A 24918-nucleotide genomic window follows, 5' to 3' on the forward strand; every position below is an offset into this window, starting at 1 on the left:
GCTTCATATTGATCGAGCCAGCGCCTGACGGCGCTATCAGTCAGCTCCATATCACGGCAGACCTGAGACACGCTCAGGTGCTGCTCTCGAATCATCTTGACGATCTGCAGCTTAAACGCCGCGTCGAACGATCGCCTAGTCTTGGCTTTGGTCATTTCTATTCCTGTGAGACATTGATTTCCCTCATCGGGATGTCTTTCGAAATTAGACCAGCACACAGACCCGACCGCTCCCAAGGGGAAGGAGCTCAGCCCCGCCTTGCGCAATTTCAGCACTACGCCAGTTGTGCCATAACCGCCTCCCACTCGTCCCCCGTCACAGGCGTAATGGACAAGCGATTCCCCCGTTGCAACACCCGCATGCTCTCAAGTGCGGGCACGTCGCGCATTTCGGCAAGACTAAGGAGACGAGTCTTGCGTAGTGCCTGCACGTCCAGAAGCAGCCAGCGCGGCGCCTCTCTTTTGGAGGCTTTATCGTAATAGGCCGACTGCGGATCAAACTGGGTGGGGTCCGTTCGTGTTGCGGATGCCACGCGGGCGATGCCTGCGATGCCTGGCTCCGGACAGCTCGAATGGTAAAAAATCACGCCATCGCCCACTCGCATGGCGTCACGCATGAAATTGCGCGCCTGGTAATTGCGCACACCGGTCCAAGGTACGGTCTGATCCGGCGCGGCGAGGGCATCATCGATAGAACAGTCTTCGGGTTCGGACTTCATCAGCCAGTATTGAGGTGCGGTCATGAGAGTGATTTTGCCTCTGCACCGACAATACGGGAATGCTCGATGTCATTCACCCCTTCGCCACGCTCACGCCTGATTTCGTACTCGACGCCCTCTCCTCTTTGGGGCTGGTTGGCGATGGCCGCCTGATGACGCTTAATTCCTATGAAAACCGCGTTTACCTTGCTCACTTGGAGTCTGGAACCCCGTTCGCTGATGAGCACCGTGCCGTGGTGCTCAAGTTCTATCGGCCGGGCCGCTGGACTATGGCGCAGATCAGCGAAGAGCATGACTTCACGTTGGAGTTGATTGCCGCGGAGGTGCCCGTGGTAGGGCCTCTCACCATGGATGGGCGTACCTTGCATGAATACGAAGGCTTTCATTTCAGCGTCAGCCCTAGGCGCGGCGGGCGCTCTCCAGAGCTAGGGGATGGTGAAACGCTGGAATGGATTGGCCGTTTTATGGCGCGACTTCATCAGGTTGGCTCGCGAGCCCCTTTTGTTCATCGGCCTGCGGTGGATATGGCCAGCTACGGCACCGAGCCACGCGAATGGTTGTTGGCGCAGAACCGGCTTCCGCTGGAAGTAGAGCGCGCTTGGGCGGATATCAGTCAGCAAGCCCTGGACGCAGTAGCAAGCTTTGATGGACTGGGTGGCGCGGGCGCCGGGCAGATAAGGTCGCTGCGCCTGCATGCGGATTGCCATGCGGGCAACATTCTTTGGACCCCCATTGACCAGCCGGGCGCTGGCCCCCACTTCGTGGATATGGACGACTGCCGCAGCGGGCCGGCAGTGCAAGATCTATGGATGCTGCTGAGCGGTGAGCGGTCTGAGCGACAGCAGCAACTCGGCGCCCTGATCGACGGATACGAGCAAATGCGTGAGTTCGATCGCCGCGAGCTGGCACTGATCGAGCCGCTTCGCACCCTGAGGCTGATTCATTACAGCGCATGGGTGGCCAGGCGCTGGGAAGACCCCGCGTTCCCGGCTGCTTTCAACGGCTTTGGCACTCCTGACTACTGGCGCGGACAGATCCACACACTGACCGAGCAGCTTGAGGCGATGGAGGAGACACCTTTGGTGGCCTAAAGGGGGAAAGAGCCCCCACGCTCCCCGCTTCGCGAGGTTCGCTGCCCCCCGAGGGGGTGCATTTTTGTTTTGGGGCGGCCCGGCAACAAAAACAAACGCCCCCACGCTCCCCGCTTCGCGAGGTTCGCTGCCCCCCGAGGGGGTGCATTTTTGTTTTGGGGCGGCCCGGCAACAAAAACAAACGCCCCCACGCTCCCCGCTTCGCGAGGTTCGCTACCCCCCGAGGGGGCGCATTTTTGTTTTGGGGCGGCCCGGCAACAAAAACAAACGCCCCCACGCTCCCCGCTTCGCGAGGTTCGCTGCCCCCCGAGGGGGTGCATTTTTGTTTTGGGGCGGCCCGGCAACAAAAACAAACGCCCCCACGCTCCCCGCTTCGCGAGGTTCTCTAGCCCCGCGCGCAGGCGAGGATCCGTCTCAGTTCAACCCCAGCTCCTGGATTTTCCGTGTGATGGTGTTGCGGCCAATACCTAGCTTTTGTGCGGCTTCTATGCGGCGCCCTCGCGTGTCAGCCAGGGCTGCCTTGATCAGCGAGATTTCAGCGCGGCCCATCAGCCTATCCCACACATCCTGCTGCCCAGAAGCCAATAGCGCGGTAGCTTCATCCTGAAGACCGCGTTCCCAGGCAGTTAGCTGGTGAGGTTGTTCAACGCCAGGGGCGGGCATCGCGGCATCTGATGGCGCCACGACCTCCACACCCAAGGCAGGTTCGAATACGTCCGGTTCGGCTTTGGAAAAAGCGACGGGAGCCGCAAGTACTCCAGGCAAAACAGACGATGTGGCCTCTTGCACCTCCGGCGGCAAATCCTTGGCCTCTATGACCTGCGCAGGCGCCATCACGGTGAGCCAGTGGCAAATGTTCTCCAATTGCCGCACATTGCCCGGAAAACTGAAATCGGTGAGTCTGGCCAGCGCGGGCTCGGAAATGCGCTTGGGCTCCACACCGAGCTGGCGCGCGCCAACCACGAGGAAGTGCCGCGTGAGATCAGGAATATCTTCCCGCCGCTCCCGCAGCGCAGGCAGCCGAAGGCGGATCACGTTCAGACGGTGAAACAAATCCTCCCGGAAAACGCCCTCGCGCACTCGCCGCTCCAGATCCTGGTGGGTGGCAGCCACCACGCGCACATTGGATTTAACAGCGCTGTGTCCGCCAACCCTGTAGAACTGCCCATCAGACAACACCCGCAAAAGGCGCGTCTGCAAATCGAACGGCATATCGCCGATCTCATCCAGAAACAGTGTCCCGCCATCAGCTTGCTCAAAACGCCCGCGCCGCGAGGTTTGCGCGCCTGTGAAGGCGCCGCGCTCGTGGCCGAACAATTCGCTTTCCAGCAGATCTTTGGGGATGGCAGCGGTGTTTATAGCCACGAATGGCCCCTTGGCACGAGGCGAATGCTTGTGCAAGGCACGCGCCACCAACTCCTTGCCGCTACCGGATTCGCCAGTGATCAGAACGGTGACATTGCTCTGCGACAGGCGGCCAATAGCGCGGAACACATCCTGCATAGCAGGTGCCTGGCCTAACATTTCGGGCGCTTGAGCATGCTGCAAGTCAGCGACCTCTTCCCTCACGCTTTCCTCTACGGCGCGGCGAATAAGCTCCACCGCCTTGGGAACGTCGAAAGGCTTTGGCAGGTACTCAAAGGCACGGCCTTGAAAAGCTGAAACCGCGCTATCCAGATCGGAGAACGCGGTCATGATGATCACCGGCAAGCCCGGCTGGCGCTCTTTGACTTTCTCCAGCAACTCGAGGCCAGAGCCTCCAGGCATGCGAATGTCGCTCACCAGAACCTGCGGGCCTTCGGAACCATCGCCAGCCGCAGCTTCGTTGTCCATGGCGGCGAGCACATCACGGGCATTGGTGAAGGAGCGTGTGGGCAGGTCCTCACGCGCGAGCGCTTTCTCCAGCACGAAGCGGATAGAGGGGTCATCATCAACAATCCAGATCGGCTTCATACATCGACTCCTCTTATTCATGCATTCGGTCTAAGGCAACGGAATCAAAATCTTGAAATCCGTGCGGCCCGGAACGCTTTCGAGTTCGATCAAGCCGTGGTGCTGCTGCACGAAAGTCTGTGCGAGCGTCAATCCCAATCCACTGCCACCGTCTCGTCCAGTCACCAGAGGAAGGAACACACGGTCCTTGATCGAATCCGGTACGCCCGGTCCGTTATCTATGACATGCAATTCCAGTGCCAACCGGTAGCGCTGCTTACCCACGGTCACCTGGCGCGCCACCCGAGTGCGCAGCACGATCTGGGCATCTCCACTGGTGACCATGCGCTCGGAGAGCACTTGAGCTGCATTGTGGGCAATGTTGAGCAATGCTTGAATCAACTGCTCCTGATCGCCCCGCAAACTGGGAATGGACGTGTCGTAGTCACGCACGACCGACAGCCCGTTGGGGAACTCGGCCACGATCAACGAGCGCACCCTCTCGCACACTTCGTGAATATTCACATCCCCCACCACTTGCGGGTGCCTGTGTGGTGCCAGTAGCCTATCTACCAGCGTCTGCAACCTATCTGCCTCACGGATGATGACCTGGGTGTATTCACTCAGTTCGGGCGCCGCCATCTCCATTTCCAGCAGTTGAGCCGCACCGCGGATGCCGCCTAATGGGTTCTTTATCTCATGCGCCAGGTTACGAAACAACTCCTTGTTGGCGCGCACCTGATCGGCTTGGCGCTCCTCCCGCTCCTGCCGAACCTGCAGTTCCTGGGGGAGCAATTGAGCAATCAGCTCGCCCTTGCGCTCAGTTGGCGCAACGATCACATGAACGGGCAGCATATCGGCGTGTGCCTTGCCGTGGCGCTTGAGCTGTGCGTCGTAGCGCAAAGCGGCGAAGGCGTTCTCCCGGGAACCCGCCAAAGCATGCTGCAGCGCAGAGGGCTCGGCAAAATAGTCCTGAAAAAACGTGCCCTCTATGCTGCGCCAGGAAAGGCCCACAGCGTCTTCAAGAGCAGCATTGGCAAACATGACCTGCCCATCATCCGACAGTACCGCCACCAAAATGGCGAGTTGGTCGAACGCCTGGAAGCGGGCGGGATGGGGTCTGTGAGAAGGGGCCGTCATGGTCTTGACTGATCTGGAGTTAGGGTTCCGTTCGGGAACAAGTTGTGCATTTGGGCCGAGGAGTCGGGATGATCTGCAAGGCGCTCATCGTGCGGTGTAGCCCAGCTACAGGAGCGATTTGCAACGCAGCAGATCGCCCGAATCCGATGGAGCAAATGTGCAATTTTTTCCGAATGAGCCCACAAAGCCTGTGAGATACCCAGCTAGCGGCCATGCCCGGCGAACACACCGGCACTCCCCCGCCCTAAAGCTGCAGGAAACGGCGTTCTTCATGCAGCCAGCGCTTTGTCGTGAGGTAATTAGACGCTTAGGCCTATTTTCCAGGCGCTATTTGAGCCGGCTGAGTTCGCGCTTCAAACCCTCTAAATCGCTCTGGTTTCTTTCCATGGAAGCCTTCATCTCTGCCACACGATCCAGGTATTTCTGGTAGTTACGCGCTTCACCGCCAATTTTTTCGGGTTCACCATTGTTGTACTCCTTGACCAACTCAGCCTGGCGCGCTTCAGTGCGACGAAGCTCTTGCTCAAGAATGACTTTGGCATCCGCATCTCTGGCCCTCTGCTCAGGCGAGGCTGTGCGAGAGGCGGCAGGCGGAGCACTCACCACGCGCGGGTTTGCCCCAGAGGCAGGGGGTGGCGCCGCGGGCGCTGGCGCGGGGGCCGCAGGTGCTGTGCCCATCACCACGGTGACGTTGCCACCCTCCACCACCTTGCAATCCTTGCGGTTGCCAATGCGGTTGGTGTATTCGTTGCCGCAGCGGTAAATGCGGTCTTGTGCCGAGGCGGGCGCCATAGCCAGCCAGCCAGTGGCAGCGACCACAACGGATGCCAGCAGCCAAGCAGTTTTCATTTCAAAATTTCCATTTCGCTCACAGGGAGGCCAAGGGAGCCTCAGTACAAGTATCCATCAATAGACCCAGTTGACCAAGCAGCGTTCCGCATACCAAAAAAAAAGGTGGCCTAGGCCACCTTTTTTATCCAAGCCGTGTCGAATCGATCACAGTGAATAATACATGTCGTACTCAACCGGGCTCACATTGGTGCGAATACGGGTGACTTCCGTCATCTTCAGCTCGATATAGGCGTCCAGCATGCCGTCGGTGAAAACGCCGCCTTTGGTCAGGAAGGCGCGGTCTTTATCCAGCTCTTCCAGTGCCTGATCGAGGCTGTGGCACACAGTAGGCACCAGTTTATCTTCCTCTGGAGGAAGATGGTACAGATCCTTCGTGGCGGCTTCGCCTGGATGGATTTTGTTCTCGATGCCATCCAGACCCGCCATCAGCAGTGCGGAGAAGCACAGGTATGGGTTGGCCATTGGATCAGGGAAACGGGCCTCGATGCGGCGCGCCTTGTCGCTCATCACGTGTGGAATACGGATTGAAGCGGAGCGGTTGCGGCTGGAGTAGGCCAGCTTGACCGGTGCTTCAAAGTGCGGAACCAAACGCTTGTAGCTGTTGGTGGAAGGGTTGGTAATGGCGTTGAGTGCGCGAGCGTGCTTGATGATGCCGCCAATGTAGTGAAGCGCAGTGTCAGACAAACCGGCGTAGCCTTTGCCTGCAAACAGGTTCTTGCCGCCCTTCCAGATGGACTGGTGCACGTGCATGCCGCTGCCGTTGTCGCCGTGATAAGGCTTTGGCATGAAAGTGGCGGTCTTGCCGTATGAATCGGCAACGTTCCACACCACGTATTTCAGCAATTGCGTCCAATCGGCACGTTGCACCAGGGTGGAGAATTTGGTGCCCAGCTCCATTTGGCCAGCGCCAGCTACCTCGTGGTGGAACACTTCTACGGGTACACCCAGGGCTTCCAGAACCAGCGACATCTCGGCGCGCATGTCGTGCGTGCTGTCAACCGGAGGTACGGGGAAATAGCCGCCTTTGGTGGTGGGGCGATGGCCGCGGTTGCCGCCTTCCAGTTCGCTACCGGAGTTCCAAGGAGCTTCGTATTCTTCGATCTTGAAGAAGCTGTGGCCTGGTTCAGTGCTCCAACGCACACCATCAAAAACGAAAAACTCAGGCTCAGGACCGAAATAGGCCGTGTCACCCACGCCAGATGCCTTCAGGTAGGCCTCTGCGCGCCGGGCAATGGAGCGTGGGTCGCGGTCGTAGGCTTTGCCGTCACCTGGTTCCAGAACGTCACACGTCAGGAGCAGCGTGGGTTCTTCGAAGAAAGGATCGATGTTGGCGGTGTTGGGATCGGGCATGAGCAACATGTCTGAAGCTTCAATACCTTTCCAGCCGGCAATGGAGGAGCCATCGAAAGCATGGCCATCGCTGAACTTTTCTTCGTCGAAATGCGAAACTGGCACTGTGACGTGCTGTTCCTTGCCACGGGTATCGGTGAAACGGAAGTCAACGAACTTGACTTCGTTTTCCTTCACCATTTTCATGACGTCTGCGACGGTCTTGGCCATCAGGCTCTCCTATTTGGGCTAGTGGTTGTAAAAAAAGCTAATCAGAGGGAACGCAGGTTCCATGCCAGTGCATTCGATGCACTGGATAAAGGCAGCATTGTGCCTTCGAGAAGGGAGGGACAGAGCCTTCTGCCCCTTCAGATTCGAAATAAACCGCCTGAAACCGGATGACTCAAAATGGGGCATAACCCAAAAATAATGCACCATTTTGGTGAATTCACGCAAACGCACAAATTTGGTGCAGTTTTCGTTATCGCACGATTTCTGGGCCGTAGCGCAAACCAAAGGGTGCGAGCCACTCCCTCAAGTCGGCATAAGCAGGGTCAACCGCATCCAGTGGACCCTTTACCCCCAAATCAATATGCGGCCCAAATTGAGGATGGTCCACACTGGGCAAACTGAATACCTTCACCAGCGGGTGGGCCGCTTCCACCCGCTCCATGACGGGCGTGAGGCTGGCTTCCATGGCACCAAAGATGATGACCGATTTTTCCTGCCAGCCGCCCAGGTGAAACCAGTCAGCGTAGTGGGTATCCAGGGCCCAAGCCATCATCGGCCAGGCCATGACGGGAAAGCCAGGTGTGAAATGGACTGTGCCGCCGCCCGGCCCATCGCAGCTGAAACCAGGGATCTTGTTATAGGGATTAGGGATGATGCGCGCACCGACTGGGAACACCCCCATGTTGAGCCGGTGGACGTTGTCGTCTCGCTCTGGCTCGTAGGCGATACCTTTTTCCAGCGCTGTGTCCCGCATGCGCTCCTGAATCAAGGCTTTTGCCTCGGGATGCAAGGCGAGTGGGACACCCAACGCCGCGGCAGCGCATTGGCGCGTGTGATCATCGGGCGTAGCCCCAATGCCGCCTGTGCTGAACACGACGTCAGCAGAAGTGAATGCACGCACAAGCGCTGCGGTGATGCGCTCACGCTCGTCACCCACGTACTCTGCCCACGCCAGATGAAGCCCGCGCTCACCCAGAAGTTCAATCAGCTTGGGCAGGTGTTTATCGACACGTTTGCCGGAGAGAATTTCGTCACCGATGACGATAAGGCCAATTTTGCGAGGAGTCATGGCATGCATTATGGAAGTTTGTGGTGGCCGCGCGCCAGGGATTCATAATCGCGGCTATCTCCGGAGCATTCGGGCTTGTACACCATGCATATTTCAATCATTGCCCCAGCGGCGATGGCCAAGAGTTGGCACGTAGACCATCACATGCAGATTCACTCCCTATGACGCGGCGCGGACGTTGGGTGCTAGCAGCCGTTCTGCTGGCGGTACTGGTGATGCTCGCACTGGGTTGGCGTGGATGGGCGGCCCGGCAGGCTACCAAGCAGCAAGCGCAGGCGGCCATCGTCAAAGAACCGGTGATTGATCTGACAGCTGTCGATATAGCAACGGCACGCATGCGCGAGATCAGCACCGGCGTGCCAGTGTCTGGTGCACTCAAGGCGGTCAAAACCGCCGTGGTCAAGGCACGCGTTCCGGGCGAATTGCAAGGGCTCACCGTGCGTGAAGGCGACACCGTGACCGCAGGCCAGGTCATAGCCCGGATCGAGCCGGGCGAATACTCCCAAAGAGTGCGCCAGGCAGAGCAACAGGCCGATGCGGCGCGCGCTCAGGTAGACATTACTCAGCGACAGTACGACAACAATGCCGCTTTGGTGAACCAGGGGTTTATCTCCCGAACCGCGCTGGACACCTCTATGGCCAACCTCAATGCGGCCAAATCCAGCCATGGAGCGGCCTTGGCCGCCGCAGAAGTGGCTCGCAAGTCCGTCTCCGACACCGTGTTGCGCGCGCCGATAAGTGGCCAGGTCTCCCAGCGGCTGGCACAGCCCGGCGAACGGGTCGCCCCGGAAGCGCGCATTGTGGAGATCGTTGATGTGAGTCAGCTTGAACTCGAAGCTGCTTTGAGCCCCGCCGATTCCGTAGCCGTGCGCATGGGCCAGACGGCCAGCCTGGCGATAGAGGGCGTTGCCCATTCCGTGCAGGCCACGGTAGCGCGCATCAACCCCTCCACTCAGGCAGGTAGCCGCAGCGTCCTGATCTACCTGAAAGTGCAGCCCACACCGGGATTGCGCCAGGGACTCTTCGCACAGGGGCAGTTGGCGACTGAGCTCCAAACCGTATTGGCGGTTCCTCTCTCCGCAGTGCGCACGGACAAGCCATTGCCATACGTGCAAATGGTGGAGAACGAGCGGATCGCGCACCGCACCGTGGAAACCGGCGCACGTGGTGCGGTCGATAAAGAAACAGTGGTGGCGGTCAAGGGCTTGGCTGAGGGGGCCCTGGTGCTGCGAGGCGCGGCTGGTGCGCTTCGTGAGGGCACCGCAGTTCGTATGGCGGCAAGCGCACGACCATGAGTCTGGTGCAAAAAAGGCCTGGCGGCGCCCATTTCCCGCCCATGTTCTAGAAACGCTTGATTCATGTGGTTCACCAAAGTCAGCCTTAAGAACCCGGTATTTGCCACCATGGTGATGCTGGCGTTTGTGGTGATGGGCCTGTTCGCACTCCAGCGTCTACAGGTCGATCAATTTCCAAACATTGATTTCCCGGTGGTGGTGGTCACCACCGAGTATCCGGGCGCCTCTCCCGCCATCATCGAGAGCGAGGTCACCAAGAAAATCGAGGAGAGCGTCAACTCGATTGCCGGCATTAATGCGCTCACTTCGCGCAGCTACGAGGGGCTGTCGGTGGTGATCATCGAGTTCCAGCTGCATATTGAAGGGCGCAAGGCTGCGGACGACGTACGAGAAAAAATTGGCCAGGTTCGGCCGCTACTGCGCGACGAAGTGAAAGAGCCGCGCGTGCTGCGTTTCGATCCCGCGAGCCGGGCCATTTGGTCGCTGGCCGTACTCCCTGATGCCAAGGACGGACAGCGTGCGCCCTCCCCTGTGGAGCTGACCAACTGGGCCGATCAGGTACTGAAAAAACGCCTGGAGAATGTTCGCGGGGTCGGTGCGGTGAGTATCGTGGGCGGAGCCAAGCGCGAGATCAACATCTACCTTAACCCACGAGCGATGGAGTCGTTCGGAATTACCGCTGATCAGGTCAGCGCCGCAGTTCGCGGGGAAAACCAGGATCTCCCGCTAGGGGCGCTTCGCTCGTCTGCCCAGGAAATCACAGTACAGCTCGATGGCCGCATGCAGAGGCCGGAAGACTTCGGCCGCATCATCGTGGCACGCCGTGGTGGCGCCGCAGGTCAAACTGGTGGGGGTTCACCGGTTTTCCTGAATCAAGTCGCGTCCGTGCACGACGGCGCACAGGAACTGGAAACACTGGCGCTCTACAACGGCCAGCGCACTCTGCTCATGTCAGTGCAGAAAGCGCAAGACGAAAACACCATTCGAGTGGTGGACGGGCTCTACCAGACCGTGGCGGCCATGAAGGGGGAAATACCGCCCGGAGTGCGGCTGGAACCCATTAGCGATGCCTCGCGCCCTATCAGGGTGGCAGTGGAAAACGTACGCCAAACCTTGATAGAAGGCGCGGTGCTGACCGTGCTGATCGTGTTCCTGTTCCTCAACTCCTGGCGATCCACCGTGATCACGGGGCTGACCCTGCCGATCTCGATCATTGGCACGTTCTTCTTCATGCAAGCCTTCGGGTTCACGTTGAACATGATTACGCTGATGGCGCTGAGCCTCTGCGTGGGCCTGCTCATAGATGACGCCATTGTGGTGCGCGAGAACATCGTGCGGCACGTTCAGATGGGCAAGGACTCCTTTACGGCGTCTATGGAAGGTACGCAGGAAATTGGCTTGGCGGTATTGGCCACTACGCTCTCGATCGTGGCGGTTTTCCTGCCTATAGGTTTCATGGGCGGGATCATCGGCAAGTTTTTCCACGAGTTTGGACTCACCATCGTGGCCGCTGTGATGATCTCCATGTTCGTCAGCTTCACGCTCGACCCCATGCTTTCCAGCATTTGGCATGACCCGAGCATCCATGGACACGGAAAAGCGAAAGAACGACCTGCCACCTTCTACGACAAGACCATTGGCCGCGTGACCGGTTGGTTCGATCGTGCAACAGACCGCCTGATCGAGCTCTATCAGCACATACTGCGCTGGTCGCTGCACCACAAACTGATGACCTTGCTGCTAGGAGTCGGGATTTTTGTTGGCAGTGTGGTTCTGGTGCCCATGCTGGGCACTGAGTTCGTGCCCAAAGCCGACTTCTCTGAAACCACCGTCGCTTTCTACACGCCTCAAGGCTCCTCCCTGGAAGCCACCGAGGCCAAGACCCGGCAAGTAGTGGAAATTGTGCAAAGTTTCCCTGAGGTGCGCTATACGCTCGCCACACTCAATACGGGTGCAGCTCAAGGAAAGACCAATGCCAGCGTCTACATACGGCTGACGAACCGCGATCAGCGCCAGCGAAGCGCGGAGCAGATCGCTGCCGCTTTGCGTGAGCGTCTGCGGCAAGTACCGGGCATAACGGTCACGCAAGCAGGGCTGCTGGAGCCGGTGGGTGGGCAAAAGCAGATCGAATTTTCGCTGCAGGGGCCAGATCAGGCCGAATTGGAGCGGCTGGCTGCACCGGTTTTGGCCAAGCTGCGCGCCATCCCGGGCTTGGTCGATCTGGATTCCAGCGTGAAGCCCAACAAGCCCACCGTTGATGTGCAAGTACGGCGCGAAGCTGCGTCCGAACTGGGCGTGAGCCTGGCTCAACTTGCCGGCCCCCTGCGCACACTGGTCGCTGGCCAGACGGTTGGCAACTGGCGTGCGCCAAACGATCAGACTTACGACGTCAACGTGCGCTTGGCACCGGACGCGCGCACGACCCCCCAGGATCTGGAGCGCATGCCGCTTGTCATTGGCACCAACGCGGATGGCACCGCCCGCATCGTGAGGCTGAACCAGGTAGCCAACCTGCGCGAAGCCACCGGCACCAACCAGATCAACCGGCGCGACATGATGCGTGAGGTACAGATCACCGCCAACGTTTACGGCAGATCCGCCGGTGAAGTGTCTGGGGATATCCGCACTGTTCTGGATGCCACAGCCTTCGCACCAGGCTACCGCTATCAGTTCGGTGGTTCCACCAAAAATATGCAGGAGTCGTTCACCTATGCCGTGCAAGCCCTCGCGATGGCGGTCATCTTCATCTACATGATCCTGGCCAGCCAATTCAAGAGCTTCCTGCAACCCGTCGCCTTGATGACCGCGCTCCCCATGACGCTGATTGGCGTGGTTCTAGCGCTCATGCTGTTCGGCTCCACCATGTCGATGTTCTCCATCATTGGCATCGTCATGCTGATGGGCCTGGTGACCAAGAACGCGATCTTGCTGGTGGATTTCGCCATCCGTGCACGCGCCGGCGAGGTAGGTGAGGCCGGCGAGCGCGGTGATCCGCTGCCTCGCAACGAGGCCTTGCTCATGGCTGCCCGCGTTCGCCTGCGCCCTATTCTGATGACCACCCTGGCGATGGTCTTCGGCATGCTGCCCCTGGCTTTTGCTTCCAGCGAGGGAGCGGAGCAGCGCGCCCCCATGGGCCAGGCGGTCATTGGCGGCGTCATCACCTCCTCGCTTTTGACCCTGGTAGTGGTGCCTGTGATGTATTGCTATCTGGACGATCTGGCAGCCTGGATGAAGCGCAAGTGGTCACGCGAGAGTGAGTAGACCCCCACGCTCCCTCGCTTCGCGTAGTGCGCTGCCCCCCGAGGGGGCTTTTTTTTCTTGGGACGGCCCGGCGAAAAAAAGCTCCACCTCCACGGTCCCCTCGTCATTCAGAACTCTCTCCGAAGCGCTTTTTGAACTGGTGATGGCCCTCTTCAGACGACAACGGTCGTATGAGATTCCCAACCACCGGTAAAATTGGTTGTTTGCCCCCTAATAACTCCTTGGAACCGCGATGAATCTGGAACAGGCCCGCTTCAACATGATTGAGCAGCAGATACGTCCCTGGGACGTGCTCGACGCCCATGTGCTGGATCTGCTTTCCGTGGTGCGACGCGAAGAATTCGTACCGCAAGTGCACCGTGCGCTGGCCTTCGCGGACCTGGAAATTCCCCTCAAGGACGACGAAACCGCCATTGCCCAAGGCCAGGTCATGCTCGCGCCGCGCGTGGAAGCGCGCATGCTCCAGGACCTCAACGTACAAAAACACGAAAAAGTCCTGGAGATCGGCACCGGCTCTGGCTTCATGGCAGCTTTGCTTGGTCATCGCGCGCAGCGCGTGCTTTCGCTTGAGATTGACTCGGGCTTGGCCGCCACGGCGCATGCCAATCTTCAGCGCGCTGGCGTCATGAACGTGGAGGTAAGGGTCGCAGATGGCGCCCAAGCCAACCTCTCGGCAGACGGCCCCTTCGATGCCATCGTGCTCTCGGGCTCAGTCGCCCAGCTGCCAGAATCGATGCTGGAATTGCTCAAACCTGGTGGCCGATTGATGGCTATCGTCGGTGACGAACCCATGATGCGGGCCACGCTGGCGCGCCGCGCTGAAGCCGGTGGCTGGGTTACCACACAGCCTTGGGATGTCGTTGCATCGCGTTTGCTCCACTTCCCAGAGCCAACTCGCTTTCGGTTCTAAGAAAATCAGCTCCACCTCAGCTTAGACCCATGATCGAGCAAATCAATCCGGACCAGTTGCCCGCCTGGTTCGATGCTATACGCGAGCATGGCGAGCCCTTGCTGCTCGATGTGCGCGAACCCGCTGAATGGAATGCTGCCAGTGTGTCACTCCCTGGCGCAGAACTCCTGCAGATGTCCATGCAAACCATTCCATCACGGCTGGCCGAGTTTGACCCTGATCGCCCGGTGGCCGTGCTGTGCCACCATGGTGCGCGCAGCATGAATGTGGCTGTGTTCCTGACACGCCAGGGCTTCGCCCACGTGGTCAATATTGCGGGTGGCATCGACGCCTGGTCGCTGCAATTCGACCCCTCGGTGCCGCGCTACTAGTCACTGATTTTTCCGAAAGCCCCCCCGGATGCGCGTGCCATCTCGCCGCTCCTCGCCTGTATGGCTGGCATGCGCCCTCTTCACCACCGCCCTCATGAGCCCTGCGGCCTGGGGCCAGTCGCTGATGGAGCTCTACTCGGTTGCGTCCGGCTTTGACGCGGCATTTCAGTCAGCCCGCTCCCAGGCGGAGGCCAGCGCGGCACGCGCCGATCAGGCTCAGGCGGGCCTCTTGCCTCAACTGGGGCTGCAAGCCGGAGCAAACCGCAACTGGACCAAAACCGAGGTTGGGCCCAATTCCATCCAACAAGGCACTGACGTTTTCAATGGGTCCCTGGTGGGTTCTCAGCCGCTTTACCGGCCTGCCAACCGCATCACCTGGGATCAAGGCAAGAAACAGGCGGAGGTGGCGCGTCAGCAGGTCGATGCATCTGGCCAGGACTTGATCATTCGCCTAAGCCAGGCTTACTTCGATGTATTGGGTGCCCAGGATTCACTTACGTTCGTGCGGGCGCTGAAGGCATCGGTCGCGGAACAGCTCGAATCTGCCAAACGGAATTTTGATGTCGGCAACGCCACCATCACCGACAGCCGTGAAGCGCAAGCTCGCTTTGACCTCATCCGGGCGCAAGAAATTGCCGCAGAGAACGACCAACACGTCAAACAGCTGGCTCTTGATCAATTGGTAGGGCGTGTTGGCGTCACACCGAAGGCGTTGGCCCAACCCATCCAACTGCCACCGCTGAGTCCACCCGATATCAACGCCTGGGTAGCCCTCGCCACGGAGCAACACCCCGCCGTCATGCAAGCCCGCTTGGCCCTTGACGTGGCCCGACTGGAAACTGCCAAGGCCAAGACCGGGCATCTGCCCACAGTGGACCTGCAAGCCAATGTGGGCCTCACCCACTACCCGAAAGGCAACCCCGCCATTGCAGCCGCACCCTCTAGCGACTATCGCAATCGCGTCGCCGGCGTCGGCGTAGTGCTGAACTGGCCACTTTTCGCTGGCTTTTCCGTGCAAAACCGTATTCGTGAAACGCTGGCGTTAGAAGACAAGGCACGCTCCGATCTCGACAATGCACAACGGGCATGGGCTCAGGCCACGCGGGCAGCGTTCTTTGGAGTGCAATCAGGTGCCGGACAGGTGATGGCTCTTGAAGCGGCAGAAAAATCGAGCCAGACAGCTTTAGAAGCCAATCTCCTGGGCTATCAGGTGGGAGTGCGCATCAATATTGACGTATTGAACGCGCAAAGCCAGCTCTATCAAACCAAACGGGATCTGGCCAAGGCGCGCTATGACGTTCTGGTTGGCCTGTTGCGCCTGAAGCAAGCAAGCGGAGCACTCACGCCAGACGATCTGGCTCCAATCAATCAAATGCTGGTTCGTTAATAGCCAGAGCGCGGATAACACCTGATTCGTAGCGAAAAGTAATCGAATTGATGAAGATGCTTTTGAAACCTTGAGATCGAGGTGATCGGCAGTGCTGTTTTTTTGCCACTTGCGCAACTACGAACCAACACCTACCATCTGGTTAACTGCGCGTGATGGAAGTGAAAATGGAAAACTCTGACAAGAATCTGCTGAATAGTGGTGCTGCCGAGACCGCCAAACCTACTGGGCTTGCTGCTGGAGGCTTGAGAGTGGTTAAACCGGCCGTTCTTGTAGGGCTAGGCCTGCTCGCTGCGGGTGCCGGTGCACCTGTCTTGGCTGCCCCTGCGACCAACGACTCCTACACGACACCCCTAAATACCCCGTTGAGCGGTGTTAATGTCACCGATAACGATTCCATCACGCCGGGCAATACCTATACGGTTGTCATGCTCACGGAGCCTCCAGCTTCCGCAGGCGTCGCCAACTTGAACTATGACGGCCTGCTAACTTTTTTCCCGGCTCCGGGATTTAGCGGCACCACCACGCTGACCTACAACCTGGACGACGTGGTCGCCGGTTCAAACACCACGGCCACTGTCACTATTACTGTGGGTGCACCGCCGCCCCCACCACCGGCACCAGTCACGGCAGTGCCGACCTTGGCTCCACTTGCTATTGGAGGCCTGGGTGCACTGGTTGCACTGCTTGGCGCGAGACGCCGGCCCAAAAAAGAAGATTGAGTAGTTTCAACAAAAATTGGGATCACGCCCCGACTAGCTGCGAATGAGTTATGGCGTCAAGTTTTACTCCTATTTTGACTCCTCTGGATATGGCAGTTCAGGGTTAGCGTATTTGCGCGGCCTGCTGAATGCAGGGTGGCAGGTTCACTGGGTACCACTCGCCTACAACGGTAAGCACTTCGTTCCCCTGCAGCCCACAGATACTCCGCCTCTGCTGAATTTGGCGCGAGACGATACCGCTCTTCAAGATCTTTCCGCTATCCGGGCAGCCACCTCTAGGCCGCTCGACTACTCCACGGTTTTCGCCCACACCGGGCCTGACCAATGGCCCCAATTTTTCGAGGGCGGCAAAAGGAACGTGGGCTACACGACCTGGGAAGCTGACGCTCTGCCACCGCACTGGAAGCCTTGGCTCGATCTGGCCGATGCCATCTGCGTGCCCTGCCAGCTCAATGAGCAGACATTCAGCAAGGCGTATCTCCGCCCTCCCGTACACGTCATTCCACATATCCGGCGCCACGCCTGGAATGATTTCACTGTGACGGAACTCAATGCCATGCGTGCATCGCTGGGTATTCCACCTGATCACTTCATTTTCTATTCGATCAATAGTTGGGACCCGCGTAAAAATAACATTGGGCTGCTGCGAAGCTACCTTGAGGCATTCTCGGCGGATTCTCCAGTCACGCTGATACTGAAAACAAGCGAGCAAGGCTACGGAGCAGCCCCTTTCTACCCATGGCAGGACACTTCAGCACTTGCCAATGACGCTATTGCGGATATCACTTCTGCCAGCGGCGGCGCGCAAGCGCAGATTTGTCTGCTGCCTTACGAGTTATCAGGCCGAGGGATAGATATGCTGCACGCCCTGGGGGATTGCTATGTCTCTGCTTCGCGCGGTGAAGGTTGGGGAATGGGAATCTTCGACGCTGCCACACGTGGTACCCCAGTACTCGCCACAGGATGGGGCGGTCAACTAGATTACCTCGGCTCCGATTGGCCCGGTGCTATCCCCTTCAGCATGCGCGCAGTGCCCGTTTGGCCCCCTTCTGCACCTTTATTCTGGCCTCCCCAGCGTTGGGCCGAGCCTGATTTTGAAGGGATGGTCAAAGCATGGCAAAACGCTATGACCGACGCTCAGCACCGAAGAACGGCGGCGCAGGCCATCGCCGCCGATATTGCCAACCGCTTTGCAGAGCCTGTGATCACTGCGCAGTTAGGCGCCGTTCTTCATGCCTGAAAACCTGCCCGCAGAACCGCCAGCGTTTCATTTTGTTTTTGGGTTGAAGCCCCAGGACGATCCCTTCCATTTGATGCACTACTTGTGCCTGCGTTCATGCCGGCGTGTGCACCCAGCAAGCAAGATACATCTTCATTACCGAAATTTGCCGTATGGCGCGTGGTGGGACCGCATTGCACCAGAATTGATCTTGCATCAAGTGGACGAGCACACCCCCGGGTTTGATCCAGCGCGATATCAAGAAACGGGGGAAGGCCGCTTTATTGCTAGTGCAGGCCTTAGCTATGCTCACGAGGCAGACTTCATACGTTTGCGCGCCTTGGTGGAGCATGGCGGGGTTTATGCCGATATGGACACCCTCTTCGTGCGCCCCTATCCCAGCACGCTATACCAACACGATTGTGTGCTCGGCGAAGAATCTCCAACGCGTGACCCACTAACCGGCATTCAGCGGCCATCCCTATGCAATGCCGTGATCATTGCGCGCCCAGGGGCGAAATTCCTGAGTGACTGGCTAGGCAACGCCGTAGATACCTTTGACGGCACCTGGAGCCGTCACTCGTGCCAGGCCGCCAGCCTTTTGTGGTCCCGTTCGCCAGCGAATCTGCGTGTGGCACCCTGGTGGTGGTTCTATGGATTTCCGGCTAATCGTCAGGGCATCGCGAGTCTTTTCGAGGAAGACGCACCCGTGCCGCCAGGTCTGTGCAGCATTCATTTGTGGGCGCATCTTTGGTGGAGCCCTGATCGCACCGATTTCAGCGCGTTCCACGAAGGCTTGCTGAATGAGTCTTATGTGCGCACGGCGAACTCCACCTACGCCAAGCTGGCCTTGCCGTTTCTGGAGCCTGGCGTTATCCAGGAGGCGTCTACCGAATAGGAAATGCCATGCTGCCCGACCGATCCTTCAGCGCCAACGCCTGGACGGGTGGAGCATATTCAGCCAAGCGCTCACGCACGCCCCCTAGCCGAGCCATGAGCCTGGCTGCTGAAAGCGCATTGCCTTGTGAGATGGCCCGGTGATGCGTGTCAGGCCATGCATTGCTGCCATGGTGCACATACACATAGCACCATCCATGGTCTCGCAGCCTGCAAATCTTATGACCTGATCTGAGAATATCGAGGCAAGCCCCGGTATCTTCTCCACGCACAAGATCAGGGTAGACCGGCATTTTCTCGCGCCGCCCCATCAGGGTGCCCTGGATGAAGTTGAGTGGGTAGGGCTGAGCATGCCAGTCATCCCAAAACAAATCCCCCGAATCTCTATAGAGGTGCAACTGGTCGCTCAGAAAACAAAAATCTGCGCTCTCACGACACAACGCCTCCTGCTGCACCTGAAGCCTTTGCGGATGGAACCGGTCGTCGTCATCCCACTGGCAGATGAGATCGCCGCGCGCGAATGCACCCGCTGCGTTGCGTAACGCGCCCAGTGGCATGGGCGACACCGCATGCACACTGATGCTGTCAGGGCGACTCTGCTGCGCCGCAATCTCCCGCACTTCCTGGTCAAACGCTAAATCGCCATCGTGCAAGATGATCAACTCTTTCGCCTGATACGTTTGCCGGGCAAAATCGCCCACAGACTCCCGCAACAGATGTAGCCGACCTGGCTGGGTGATGGTGAGGCAGGAAATAAGCATGCGTAGCAAATACTCTCTATGTCAGCAAACATCATTTTGACCTATCGAGGCGACCCGAGCGGCGTTCGCCATGCCAACCTGCTCACGGTCCTGGCCTTCCTGGCTGAAACGCCCGAGTGGCCCGTCTTAATCGTGGAGCAAGATGGTTTGCCCAGCCTGGGAGGGCCTCTCCCGCATCCCAATTGCGCTGTGCTTTTTGCCTACAACGCGGGCTCCTTTAACAAAGCCTGGGGACTGAACATAGGCGTACGGCGCTCCAACGCTCCGGTCATCGTGTTCACGGATGCCGATCTGCTGATCCCTGATATGTTGCCGCGCTCGGTCGAGCATTGCCTGCGGAACACCCAAATGGTGAAGCCTTATCGCCAAGTGCTCGATCTTTCTCCCGAGACAACGGCGCATCTGCGCGCTGGTGACCAAACTGCCTTGCAGCGGATGCCCGGCACGGCGAGCACCCGGCAGATGCAAGGTGAGACTGCCCCTCTGTGCGGCGGCGCATTCGCCATCCGCCGCGACGCTTTTCTCAAACTGGGTGGATGGGACGAGCGCTTCGTAGGCTGGGGCGGTGAAGACGACGCCTTCTCATACAAAGTTCAACGCGCCCGGCTTGCAACGCTCGAATTTGACGATGCAATTGCATTGCACTTGCATCACCCCCGGTCAAGAGACCGCGAAACCCACGCTGCCCAGTACGCATCCAACCTTGCTCTGCTGGAACGCTATCACCGCTACGACCAGCCCCAGCTTGAGCGCCTGCAGGAAGTCCAGTCGCAGATCATGGGCAGATCCGAGAAATATCGTCCGCAGAGTGCCTCATGAGCGAAACACACATCATGATAGGAACGCCTGCGTATGCAGGCATGATGCATATGGATTTCGTGCACTCGCTGCTCGATTATCAAAAGGCGGGGATTCGCTTTGCGCTCGCCACACTGGGCAATGAAAGCCTGATCACGCGGGCCCGAAACACCATACTATCGATGTTCCATCATCGGACCGACCTGACCCACCTTCTGTTCCTGGACGCTGATGTCTCGCTTTCCGCAGCCAGCCTCCAGATGATGCTGTCGGAGCAGCGGGATGTCATTGGTGCCCCCGTAGCGCTGAAGGGACGAAATGCCGAAGGTGCTCGCATTTTCAACATCGGACGTGTGGTTGGCGAGAGCGGCCCCACCCTGCTGGTGGACCGCATTGGCACCGCAGCGCTGATGCTTTCACGCCAAGCCGTCACGGCACTGGTGGAAGACGCCATTGCACAGGGCCGGGTCTATCAACGCATGAAGACACTGCGCGGCGACGGTGGCTCAGCCATTCACTACGATGTGTTTGGCGTGGGCGTACACGAAGGTGAATATCTTTCAGAAGATTTCTGGGCCTGCATGACACTGCGCCGCCTGGGCTTTGATATCTGCGTGTTGCCAGACATCGTCACCCACCACCACGGCACTATGGCCGCGTGAGGGGTTTGTTCTACACGTTCTCTAATCCATCCGCGCGCGCTCGCGCGCAGGTTTTGGCTTATCTGACAACGCGGCCTCAAGCCATAGAGCTGCCACAAACTGCTTATCGAACATGAGCCAAAGCAAAATGGGAGCGACTGGTGTCAGCATCAGGAAGCCAAACTGATACCCGTAGACCACGACTTCGTTTGCCCAACCCGGATACTTCAGATAGGCCGCACCGGAGGCACCGGAATAAATCACCACATCTCGTAGCCACTGAAAACAAAGGCAAAAAGCCTGAGCGGGCACCAGTAACAGGCTGCCAAACAAGCCCTTGAGCCACCAGCGGCGGGGGCGGGAAGCTATCAACATAGCCCACAGAAGCACCAGACCATAGCCGTAGGTGGGGTAACTGGCCTCAGGCGTCAACTCACCCAGCACATCGCCCTGGGGGCCTTTCATCCGCACCTGCACCAATGTGTGGAGCACCCCCATGACCCCCTTCTGCTCAAAGCTGTCTGCCCAGGGAAAAAGGTTCGTCATCACGGTGCCAGCCAGCCAGATAGGGGCCGCTGCCAGCCAAGGTGCTGCCCAGTACCACAGAGGCAGCAACACCATGAGGCCAATAATGGCCAGCAGCAGGAAGCGCCCGATCAGCGTTGCTCGCATTACGCCGCCACCGGTTGAGCCGGAGAACGGTCATGCCTTGCGACCACCCGCATCCAGAGCAGCCATACCACCAAGACATCAAGCATGATCAGCGCTTGCCACATATACAAATGGGCAAACTCGAATACCTCCAGATTCCACTGGCCGATAAAGAACAAGCTCACTACGCGCAGCAGATTGACGAACTGTACGGCGATAAAACCCAGGCCAATTCCCCAGGCTTTCATTTTCCAGCTTGACGGAAAAGCCAGCATGGCCGCCACCAGCACGATGGTCGCTTCCACCCCGTTGCACCCCGGCTCAATGGAAACGCCAAAGCCGGTCTTCGCACTTTGCAGCACACGCCCATAAGAAATAACGGTGGGATCAAACATATGAACCACCACTGCACTTCCCTTGGCGACCAAACCCGTCCAGGGATCGACGATCGCCTGCTGCACCGGGTGCAACATCTCAACGCCAAACAGCGTGGCCTGAACGGCGAGAAATATCAGAAAAAAACGAAGCACGTGACCATCCAGTCCAGTTAATGGGCAAAGAGTGTCCTATTCAGGCTCGCTCCAAAAAAAGATCGCTGTGCGGTCTCAATCCATTTCTACTCATAACGCACGCTGCTCGCTTATTTTTAGAGCATTCCTAGCAAGGGAATGTATGCAGATGATATAGAGCTTCAAGGTTTATTGGCCCTTTCTCGTAGCGCAACGAGGGGGAATTCCCTATTTTTTTGGACGTGCACGTTTGAATTAACGCGCATTGTTTTGCAAAAATATAGAAGGGAATCCCCTAGGCTCGGCGAAGCCCCATGTTTAGCGTCCCGAGGGACGCCTCAGGGACCTATTTTTCGCTAAGCAGCAGGGCCACCGCATCAGCCATGTGGACTGCAGCACCCCGATGCTCGGCGGCAAATGCCAATCCAGCATCTCGCATGGCAGCGTTAGCCGCCACATCTCCAACCAGATACCTCGCAGCGCTTAGGGCCGCGGAAATATCAGGTACGCGTTTCGCAGCGCCGGCGTTTTCTGCCAAATGCGCAGCTTCATGGAAATTAAAGGTGTGCGGCCCCATCAACACCGGACAACCGCAGGCGGCAGCTTCAATCAGGTTCTGACCGCCCAAGGGCTCAAAGCTGCCACCGAGCAAGGCCACATCGGCCAGTGAGTAGTACGCAGCCATCTCGCCCAAGCTGTCACCCAGCCATACATCTGCTGACGAGGGCGTGTCCGCTTCTCCCCAGGAAGAACGGCGGCTCAAGCTGAGCCCATGGGCGCGAACCAACTCCGCCACTTCGTCAAAGCGCTGGGGGTGACGCGGAACAATGAGCCACTGAACAGGAGCCTGCCCAAGGTTCTTTAAAAACTCAGCCTCCTCGCCCTCTCGCGAACTGGCCAGCATGACCACCGGCTTGGACGCCGCAGCGCGCCAGGCTCGGCCTCGCGCAATCAGCGCGTGATCGGGCTGGGCATCGAATTTCAGGTTTCCCAAGACGCTGACCCGATTGGCACCAATGGCACGCAGGCGCTTCGCATCATCTTCGGTCTGTGCCCATGCAGCAGCCAGGGCACCATACGCTGGACGCATCAGCCAAGCCCCGCGTTCTGCTGCCCGCAGTGATTTCTCAGAAAGCCGAGCATTGGCCAGCGCCACCGGAATGCCCTGTTCGGAGCTTTCAAATAGAAGATTGGGCCAGATTTCAGTTTCCATGAGAACACCCATGTCAGGCCGAAAGTGCGCGAAAAAGCGCCTGACCGCACCACGCTCGTCCCAAGGTTGCCAGACCTGTAAATCGCCCGGCCGGAGAAGTTTTTCCCCTTCAGCGCGCCCGGTTGCCGTGCCGTTTGTCAGCAACAGTCGCATGCCCGGAACACGCTCGCGAAGCGCAGTCAGCAATATGGCAGCGGCACGTGTCTCCCCAAGTGACACTGCATGGATCCACACCAGTGGCCCGTCGCCATCGGGCCGCGCCACTTCATACTGACCAAAGCGTTCATTGACATGTTGGCCATAGCCCGGCTCCGCCTGCGCTCGCCGCAGAAGCTTGCGGCGCAGCAGCGGCTGCGCCAGCCAGGCTACAAGGTTGTAAGTGGCACGAAGCATCCGGTGCGTGGGTAGATAGGAAAAGTGTTTCGGAGTGGTGGGGCTGCACGTGGGCCGCTATTTTTTCGAACTCCCCACGCGCAAGCCGCGAGACACTAGTGCGCTGAGAGCCCGACCTTCGCTCCTGGCTTCACCCGCTGCAGCAAGGCCAGCATTTCACCTTCGATGCGAGTCAGTGCTTCTGAGGTTTGCCCCTCAAAGCGAAGCACCAGCATCGGCGTGGTGTTGCTGGCGCGGATCAGCCCAAACCCATCGGGCCAATCAACCCGCAAGCCATCGATGGTGCTCACGATGGCCGGTGCAGAAAAAGTGCCTTCGGCCAAGCCCTGCAATTGCGCTGCGAGCAGATGCGGTTCGCCTTCCGCGCAAGCCACATTGAGCTCTGGCGTCGAAAAACTGCTTGGCAACCCATTCAACACGGCGCTTGGATCCACGTGGCGGCTCAGAATTTCCAGTAAACGACCGGCAGCGTAGGTGCCGTCATCAAAGCCATACCAGCGTTCCTTGAAGAAGATATGGCCACTCATCTCACCGCCCAGAGGAGCGCCCACCTCCTTCATCTTCGCCTTGATGAGCGAATGGCCGGTGCGGAACATCATGGGCACGCCACCCGCAGCGGCAATCGCTGGCCCCAGGCGTTGCGTGCATTTGACGTCAAACAAGATGGTGCCTCCTGGCACGCGCGAGAGCACATCTTCCGCGAACAGCATCATCTGGCGATCAGGAAAAATGTTCTCACCGTCTTTGGTGACGATGCCCAAGCGATCACCATCGCCATCAAAGGCCAGGCCCAACTCGGCGTCACTGGTTTGAAGAGCGGCGATCACATCACGCAGGTTGTCTGGCTTGCTGGGATCAGGATGGTGGTTGGGGAAATTCCCGTCCACTTCGCAGAACAATTCGGTGACTTCGCAACCAATCGCACGCAAGATGCCAGGAGCGGTGGCGCCCGCCACGCCATTGCCCGCATCAACGATGATTTTCATGGGCCGAGTCAAGCGTATGTCCTGAACGATGCGCGCCTGGTAGTCAGGCAGCACATCGTGCTGCTTGACAGCCCCGCCATCGCGCAGTTGCCAGCTCTGCTCTTCAATCATCTTGCGCAGTGCCTGGATATCTTCCCCATAAATGGCCCTTCCAGCCAGCACCATCTTGAAACCGTTGTCGTCTCGCGGATTGTGGCTGCCGGTCACCTGAATGCCGCTGCTGCAAAGCGTGCTGGCTGCAAAGTAAAGCATGGGCGTGGTGGCCATGCCAATGTCAATGACCTCCACCCCGGCGGCCATCAGCCCCCGTATCAGCGCGGCGGAGAGCGCCGGGCCTGACAGGCGTCCGTCGCGGCCTACCGCCACAGTACGCTCGCCCAAGGCCATAGCCTGCGTGCCGAATGCACGGCCAAGCGCTTCGGCCACGGGTTCGTTCAATGTCGTCGGCGTGGTGCCTCGAATGTCGTAGGCCTTGAAAATGGGGGAATGCAGGAGCATGGAGTAAGGCCGCGCGCAACGGTCCGAATAGCTGGATAGGTGGA

23 protein-coding genes are annotated in these 24918 nt (G+C 58.7%); 11 read left to right on the plus strand and 12 right to left on the minus strand.

Annotated elements, in window-relative coordinates; translation table 11 throughout:
• On the minus strand, positions 1-155 hold a 155-nt coding region (locus tag G518_RS35910), incomplete at its 3' end, for a transposase (protein WP_036595315.1).
• Between the two features lie 119 nt (positions 156-274).
• Entirely contained in the window at positions 275-742 is a 468-nt protein-coding gene (locus G518_RS0119005) for an EVE domain-containing protein (protein WP_036595317.1), read from the minus strand.
• Positions 743-777: 35 nt separating this feature from the next.
• On the opposite strand from G518_RS0119005, the gene G518_RS0119010 reads away from it, so the two are divergent.
• Positions 778-1809 (plus strand): serine/threonine protein kinase, encoded by a 1032-nt coding sequence (locus G518_RS0119010; protein WP_028603896.1) that lies wholly within the window; start codon positions 778-780, stop codon positions 1807-1809.
• Positions 1810-2223: 414 nt separating this feature from the next.
• Here G518_RS0119010 and ntrC read toward each other — a convergent pair whose 3' ends face one another.
• The 5 genes from ntrC to G518_RS0119035 form a co-directional block, all read right to left on the minus strand.
• Positions 2224-3762 carry a nitrogen regulation protein NR(I) gene (ntrC, locus tag G518_RS0119015; RefSeq protein WP_028603897.1) on the minus strand — a complete coding sequence of 513 codons (1539 nt, stop codon included), beginning with the start codon at positions 3760-3762 and terminating at the stop codon, positions 2224-2226.
• Positions 3763-3792: 30 nt separating this feature from the next.
• Positions 3793-4881, minus strand: a complete 1089-nt coding sequence (glnL, locus tag G518_RS0119020) for a nitrogen regulation protein NR(II) (RefSeq protein WP_028603898.1) — start codon at positions 4879-4881, stop codon at positions 3793-3795.
• A gap of 327 nt (positions 4882-5208) precedes the next feature.
• A complete protein-coding gene (locus tag G518_RS0119025) occupies positions 5209-5730 on the minus strand; it encodes a hypothetical protein (RefSeq protein WP_028603899.1) in 522 nt (173 codons plus the stop codon).
• A gap of 147 nt (positions 5731-5877) precedes the next feature.
• Positions 5878-7293, minus strand: a complete 1416-nt coding sequence (gene glnA, locus G518_RS0119030) for a type I glutamate--ammonia ligase (protein WP_028603900.1) — start codon at positions 7291-7293, stop codon at positions 5878-5880.
• 250 nt (positions 7294-7543) lie between these two features.
• Positions 7544-8362: a competence/damage-inducible protein A gene (locus G518_RS0119035; RefSeq protein ID WP_028603901.1), complete on the minus strand. Its 819-nt coding sequence runs from the start codon at positions 8360-8362 to the stop codon at positions 7544-7546.
• Between the two features lie 161 nt (positions 8363-8523).
• On the opposite strand from G518_RS0119035, the gene G518_RS0119040 reads away from it, so the two are divergent.
• From G518_RS0119040 to G518_RS0119075, 8 genes are all read left to right on the plus strand, one after another.
• Positions 8524-9657, plus strand: a complete 1134-nt coding sequence (locus G518_RS0119040; protein WP_028603902.1) for an efflux RND transporter periplasmic adaptor subunit — start codon at positions 8524-8526, stop codon at positions 9655-9657.
• 63 nt (positions 9658-9720) lie between these two features.
• Positions 9721-12918 (plus strand): efflux RND transporter permease subunit, encoded by a 3198-nt coding sequence (locus G518_RS0119045; RefSeq protein WP_028603903.1) that lies wholly within the window; start codon positions 9721-9723, stop codon positions 12916-12918.
• A gap of 232 nt (positions 12919-13150) precedes the next feature.
• Positions 13151-13828 carry a protein-L-isoaspartate O-methyltransferase family protein gene (locus tag G518_RS0119050; protein ID WP_028603904.1) on the plus strand — a complete coding sequence of 226 codons (678 nt, stop codon included), beginning with the start codon at positions 13151-13153 and terminating at the stop codon, positions 13826-13828.
• A 29-nt stretch (positions 13829-13857) separates the two neighbouring features.
• Positions 13858-14199, plus strand: a complete 342-nt coding sequence (locus tag G518_RS0119055) for a rhodanese-like domain-containing protein (RefSeq protein WP_028603905.1) — start codon at positions 13858-13860, stop codon at positions 14197-14199.
• A 28-nt stretch (positions 14200-14227) separates the two neighbouring features.
• Positions 14228-15586 carry a TolC family outer membrane protein gene (locus tag G518_RS0119060; RefSeq protein ID WP_028603906.1) on the plus strand — a complete coding sequence of 453 codons (1359 nt, stop codon included), beginning with the start codon at positions 14228-14230 and terminating at the stop codon, positions 15584-15586.
• 167 nt (positions 15587-15753) lie between these two features.
• On the plus strand, positions 15754-16308 hold the full coding sequence (locus G518_RS0119065) for an Ig-like domain-containing protein (RefSeq protein ID WP_028603907.1): 555 nt from the start codon (positions 15754-15756) through the stop codon (positions 16306-16308).
• Between the two features lie 43 nt (positions 16309-16351).
• Entirely contained in the window at positions 16352-17548 is a 1197-nt protein-coding gene (locus tag G518_RS0119070) for a glycosyltransferase family protein (protein WP_028603908.1), read from the plus strand.
• Entirely contained in the window at positions 17541-18425 is an 885-nt protein-coding gene (locus G518_RS0119075; protein WP_028603909.1) for a glycosyltransferase, read from the plus strand. Before G518_RS0119070 ends, G518_RS0119075 begins: the two co-directional genes overlap by 8 nt.
• Here the strand turns inward: G518_RS0119075 and G518_RS0119080 are convergent.
• Entirely contained in the window at positions 18415-19185 is a 771-nt protein-coding gene (locus G518_RS0119080; RefSeq protein ID WP_028603910.1) for a glycosyltransferase family A protein, read from the minus strand. The genes G518_RS0119075 and G518_RS0119080 overlap by 11 nt on opposite strands.
• 18 nt (positions 19186-19203) lie before the next feature.
• On the opposite strand from G518_RS0119080, the gene G518_RS0119085 reads away from it, so the two are divergent.
• Together G518_RS0119085 and G518_RS0119090 are read left to right on the plus strand one after the other, a co-directional pair.
• Positions 19204-20004 (plus strand): glycosyltransferase family 2 protein, encoded by an 801-nt coding sequence (locus G518_RS0119085; RefSeq protein ID WP_028603911.1) that lies wholly within the window; start codon positions 19204-19206, stop codon positions 20002-20004.
• Positions 20001-20645, plus strand: coding sequence for a Rossmann-fold NAD(P)-binding domain-containing protein (locus tag G518_RS0119090; RefSeq protein ID WP_028603912.1), 645 nt, complete (start codon positions 20001-20003; stop codon positions 20643-20645). Before G518_RS0119085 ends, G518_RS0119090 begins: the two co-directional genes overlap by 4 nt.
• A 21-nt stretch (positions 20646-20666) precedes the next feature.
• Here the strand turns inward: G518_RS0119090 and G518_RS0119095 are convergent, their stop codons facing one another.
• The 4 genes from G518_RS0119095 to G518_RS0119110 form a co-directional block, all read right to left on the minus strand.
• Complete coding sequence (locus G518_RS0119095) at positions 20667-21296, minus strand: exosortase H-associated membrane protein (protein ID WP_028603913.1); 630 nt, start codon at positions 21294-21296, stop codon at positions 20667-20669.
• Positions 21296-21805 carry an exosortase H gene (gene xrtH / locus G518_RS0119100; protein ID WP_028603914.1) on the minus strand — a complete coding sequence of 170 codons (510 nt, stop codon included), beginning with the start codon at positions 21803-21805 and terminating at the stop codon, positions 21296-21298. Before xrtH ends, G518_RS0119095 begins: the two co-directional genes overlap by 1 nt.
• A gap of 325 nt (positions 21806-22130) precedes the next feature.
• Complete coding sequence (locus G518_RS0119105) at positions 22131-23390, minus strand: 3-deoxy-D-manno-octulosonic acid transferase (protein WP_028603915.1); 1260 nt, start codon at positions 23388-23390, stop codon at positions 22131-22133.
• Positions 23391-23485: 95 nt separating this feature from the next.
• Entirely contained in the window at positions 23486-24874 is a 1389-nt protein-coding gene (locus G518_RS0119110) for a phosphomannomutase/phosphoglucomutase (RefSeq protein WP_028603916.1), read from the minus strand.
• Positions 24875-24918 lie beyond the last annotated feature (44 nt).

Origin of the sequence: Ottowia thiooxydans DSM 14619, assembly GCF_000422885.1 — a bacterium.
GTDB lineage: Bacteria > Pseudomonadota > Gammaproteobacteria > Burkholderiales > Burkholderiaceae_C > Ottowia > Ottowia thiooxydans.

Coding starts and splice junctions, on each gene's coding strand:
- G518_RS0119005 (WP_036595317.1), bottom strand. CDS start 742: ATGACCGCACCTCAATACTGGCTGATGAAGTCCGAACCCGAAGACTGT.
- G518_RS0119010 (WP_028603896.1), top strand. CDS start 778: ATGCTCGATGTCATTCACCCCTTCGCCACGCTCACGCCTGATTTCGTA.
- ntrC (WP_028603897.1), bottom strand. CDS start 3,762: ATGAAGCCGATCTGGATTGTTGATGATGACCCCTCTATCCGCTTCGTG.
- glnL (WP_028603898.1), bottom strand. CDS start 4,881: ATGACGGCCCCTTCTCACAGACCCCATCCCGCCCGCTTCCAGGCGTTC.
- G518_RS0119025 (WP_028603899.1), bottom strand. CDS start 5,730: ATGAAAACTGCTTGGCTGCTGGCATCCGTTGTGGTCGCTGCCACTGGC.
- glnA (WP_028603900.1), bottom strand. CDS start 7,293: ATGGCCAAGACCGTCGCAGACGTCATGAAAATGGTGAAGGAAAACGAA.
- G518_RS0119035 (WP_028603901.1), bottom strand. CDS start 8,362: ATGACTCCTCGCAAAATTGGCCTTATCGTCATCGGTGACGAAATTCTC.
- G518_RS0119040 (WP_028603902.1), top strand. CDS start 8,524: ATGACGCGGCGCGGACGTTGGGTGCTAGCAGCCGTTCTGCTGGCGGTA.
- G518_RS0119045 (WP_028603903.1), top strand. CDS start 9,721: ATGTGGTTCACCAAAGTCAGCCTTAAGAACCCGGTATTTGCCACCATG.
- G518_RS0119050 (WP_028603904.1), top strand. CDS start 13,151: ATGAATCTGGAACAGGCCCGCTTCAACATGATTGAGCAGCAGATACGT.
- G518_RS0119055 (WP_028603905.1), top strand. CDS start 13,858: ATGATCGAGCAAATCAATCCGGACCAGTTGCCCGCCTGGTTCGATGCT.
- G518_RS0119060 (WP_028603906.1), top strand. CDS start 14,228: ATGCGCGTGCCATCTCGCCGCTCCTCGCCTGTATGGCTGGCATGCGCC.
- G518_RS0119065 (WP_028603907.1), top strand. CDS start 15,754: ATGGAAAACTCTGACAAGAATCTGCTGAATAGTGGTGCTGCCGAGACC.
- G518_RS0119070 (WP_028603908.1), top strand. CDS start 16,352: ATGAGTTATGGCGTCAAGTTTTACTCCTATTTTGACTCCTCTGGATAT.
- G518_RS0119075 (WP_028603909.1), top strand. CDS start 17,541: ATGCCTGAAAACCTGCCCGCAGAACCGCCAGCGTTTCATTTTGTTTTT.
- G518_RS0119080 (WP_028603910.1), bottom strand. CDS start 19,185: ATGCTTATTTCCTGCCTCACCATCACCCAGCCAGGTCGGCTACATCTG.
- G518_RS0119085 (WP_028603911.1), top strand. CDS start 19,204: ATGTCAGCAAACATCATTTTGACCTATCGAGGCGACCCGAGCGGCGTT.
- G518_RS0119090 (WP_028603912.1), top strand. CDS start 20,001: ATGAGCGAAACACACATCATGATAGGAACGCCTGCGTATGCAGGCATG.
- G518_RS0119095 (WP_028603913.1), bottom strand. CDS start 21,296: ATGCGAGCAACGCTGATCGGGCGCTTCCTGCTGCTGGCCATTATTGGC.
- G518_RS0119105 (WP_028603915.1), bottom strand. CDS start 23,390: ATGCTTCGTGCCACTTACAACCTTGTAGCCTGGCTGGCGCAGCCGCTG.
- G518_RS0119110 (WP_028603916.1), bottom strand. CDS start 24,874: ATGCTCCTGCATTCCCCCATTTTCAAGGCCTACGACATTCGAGGCACC.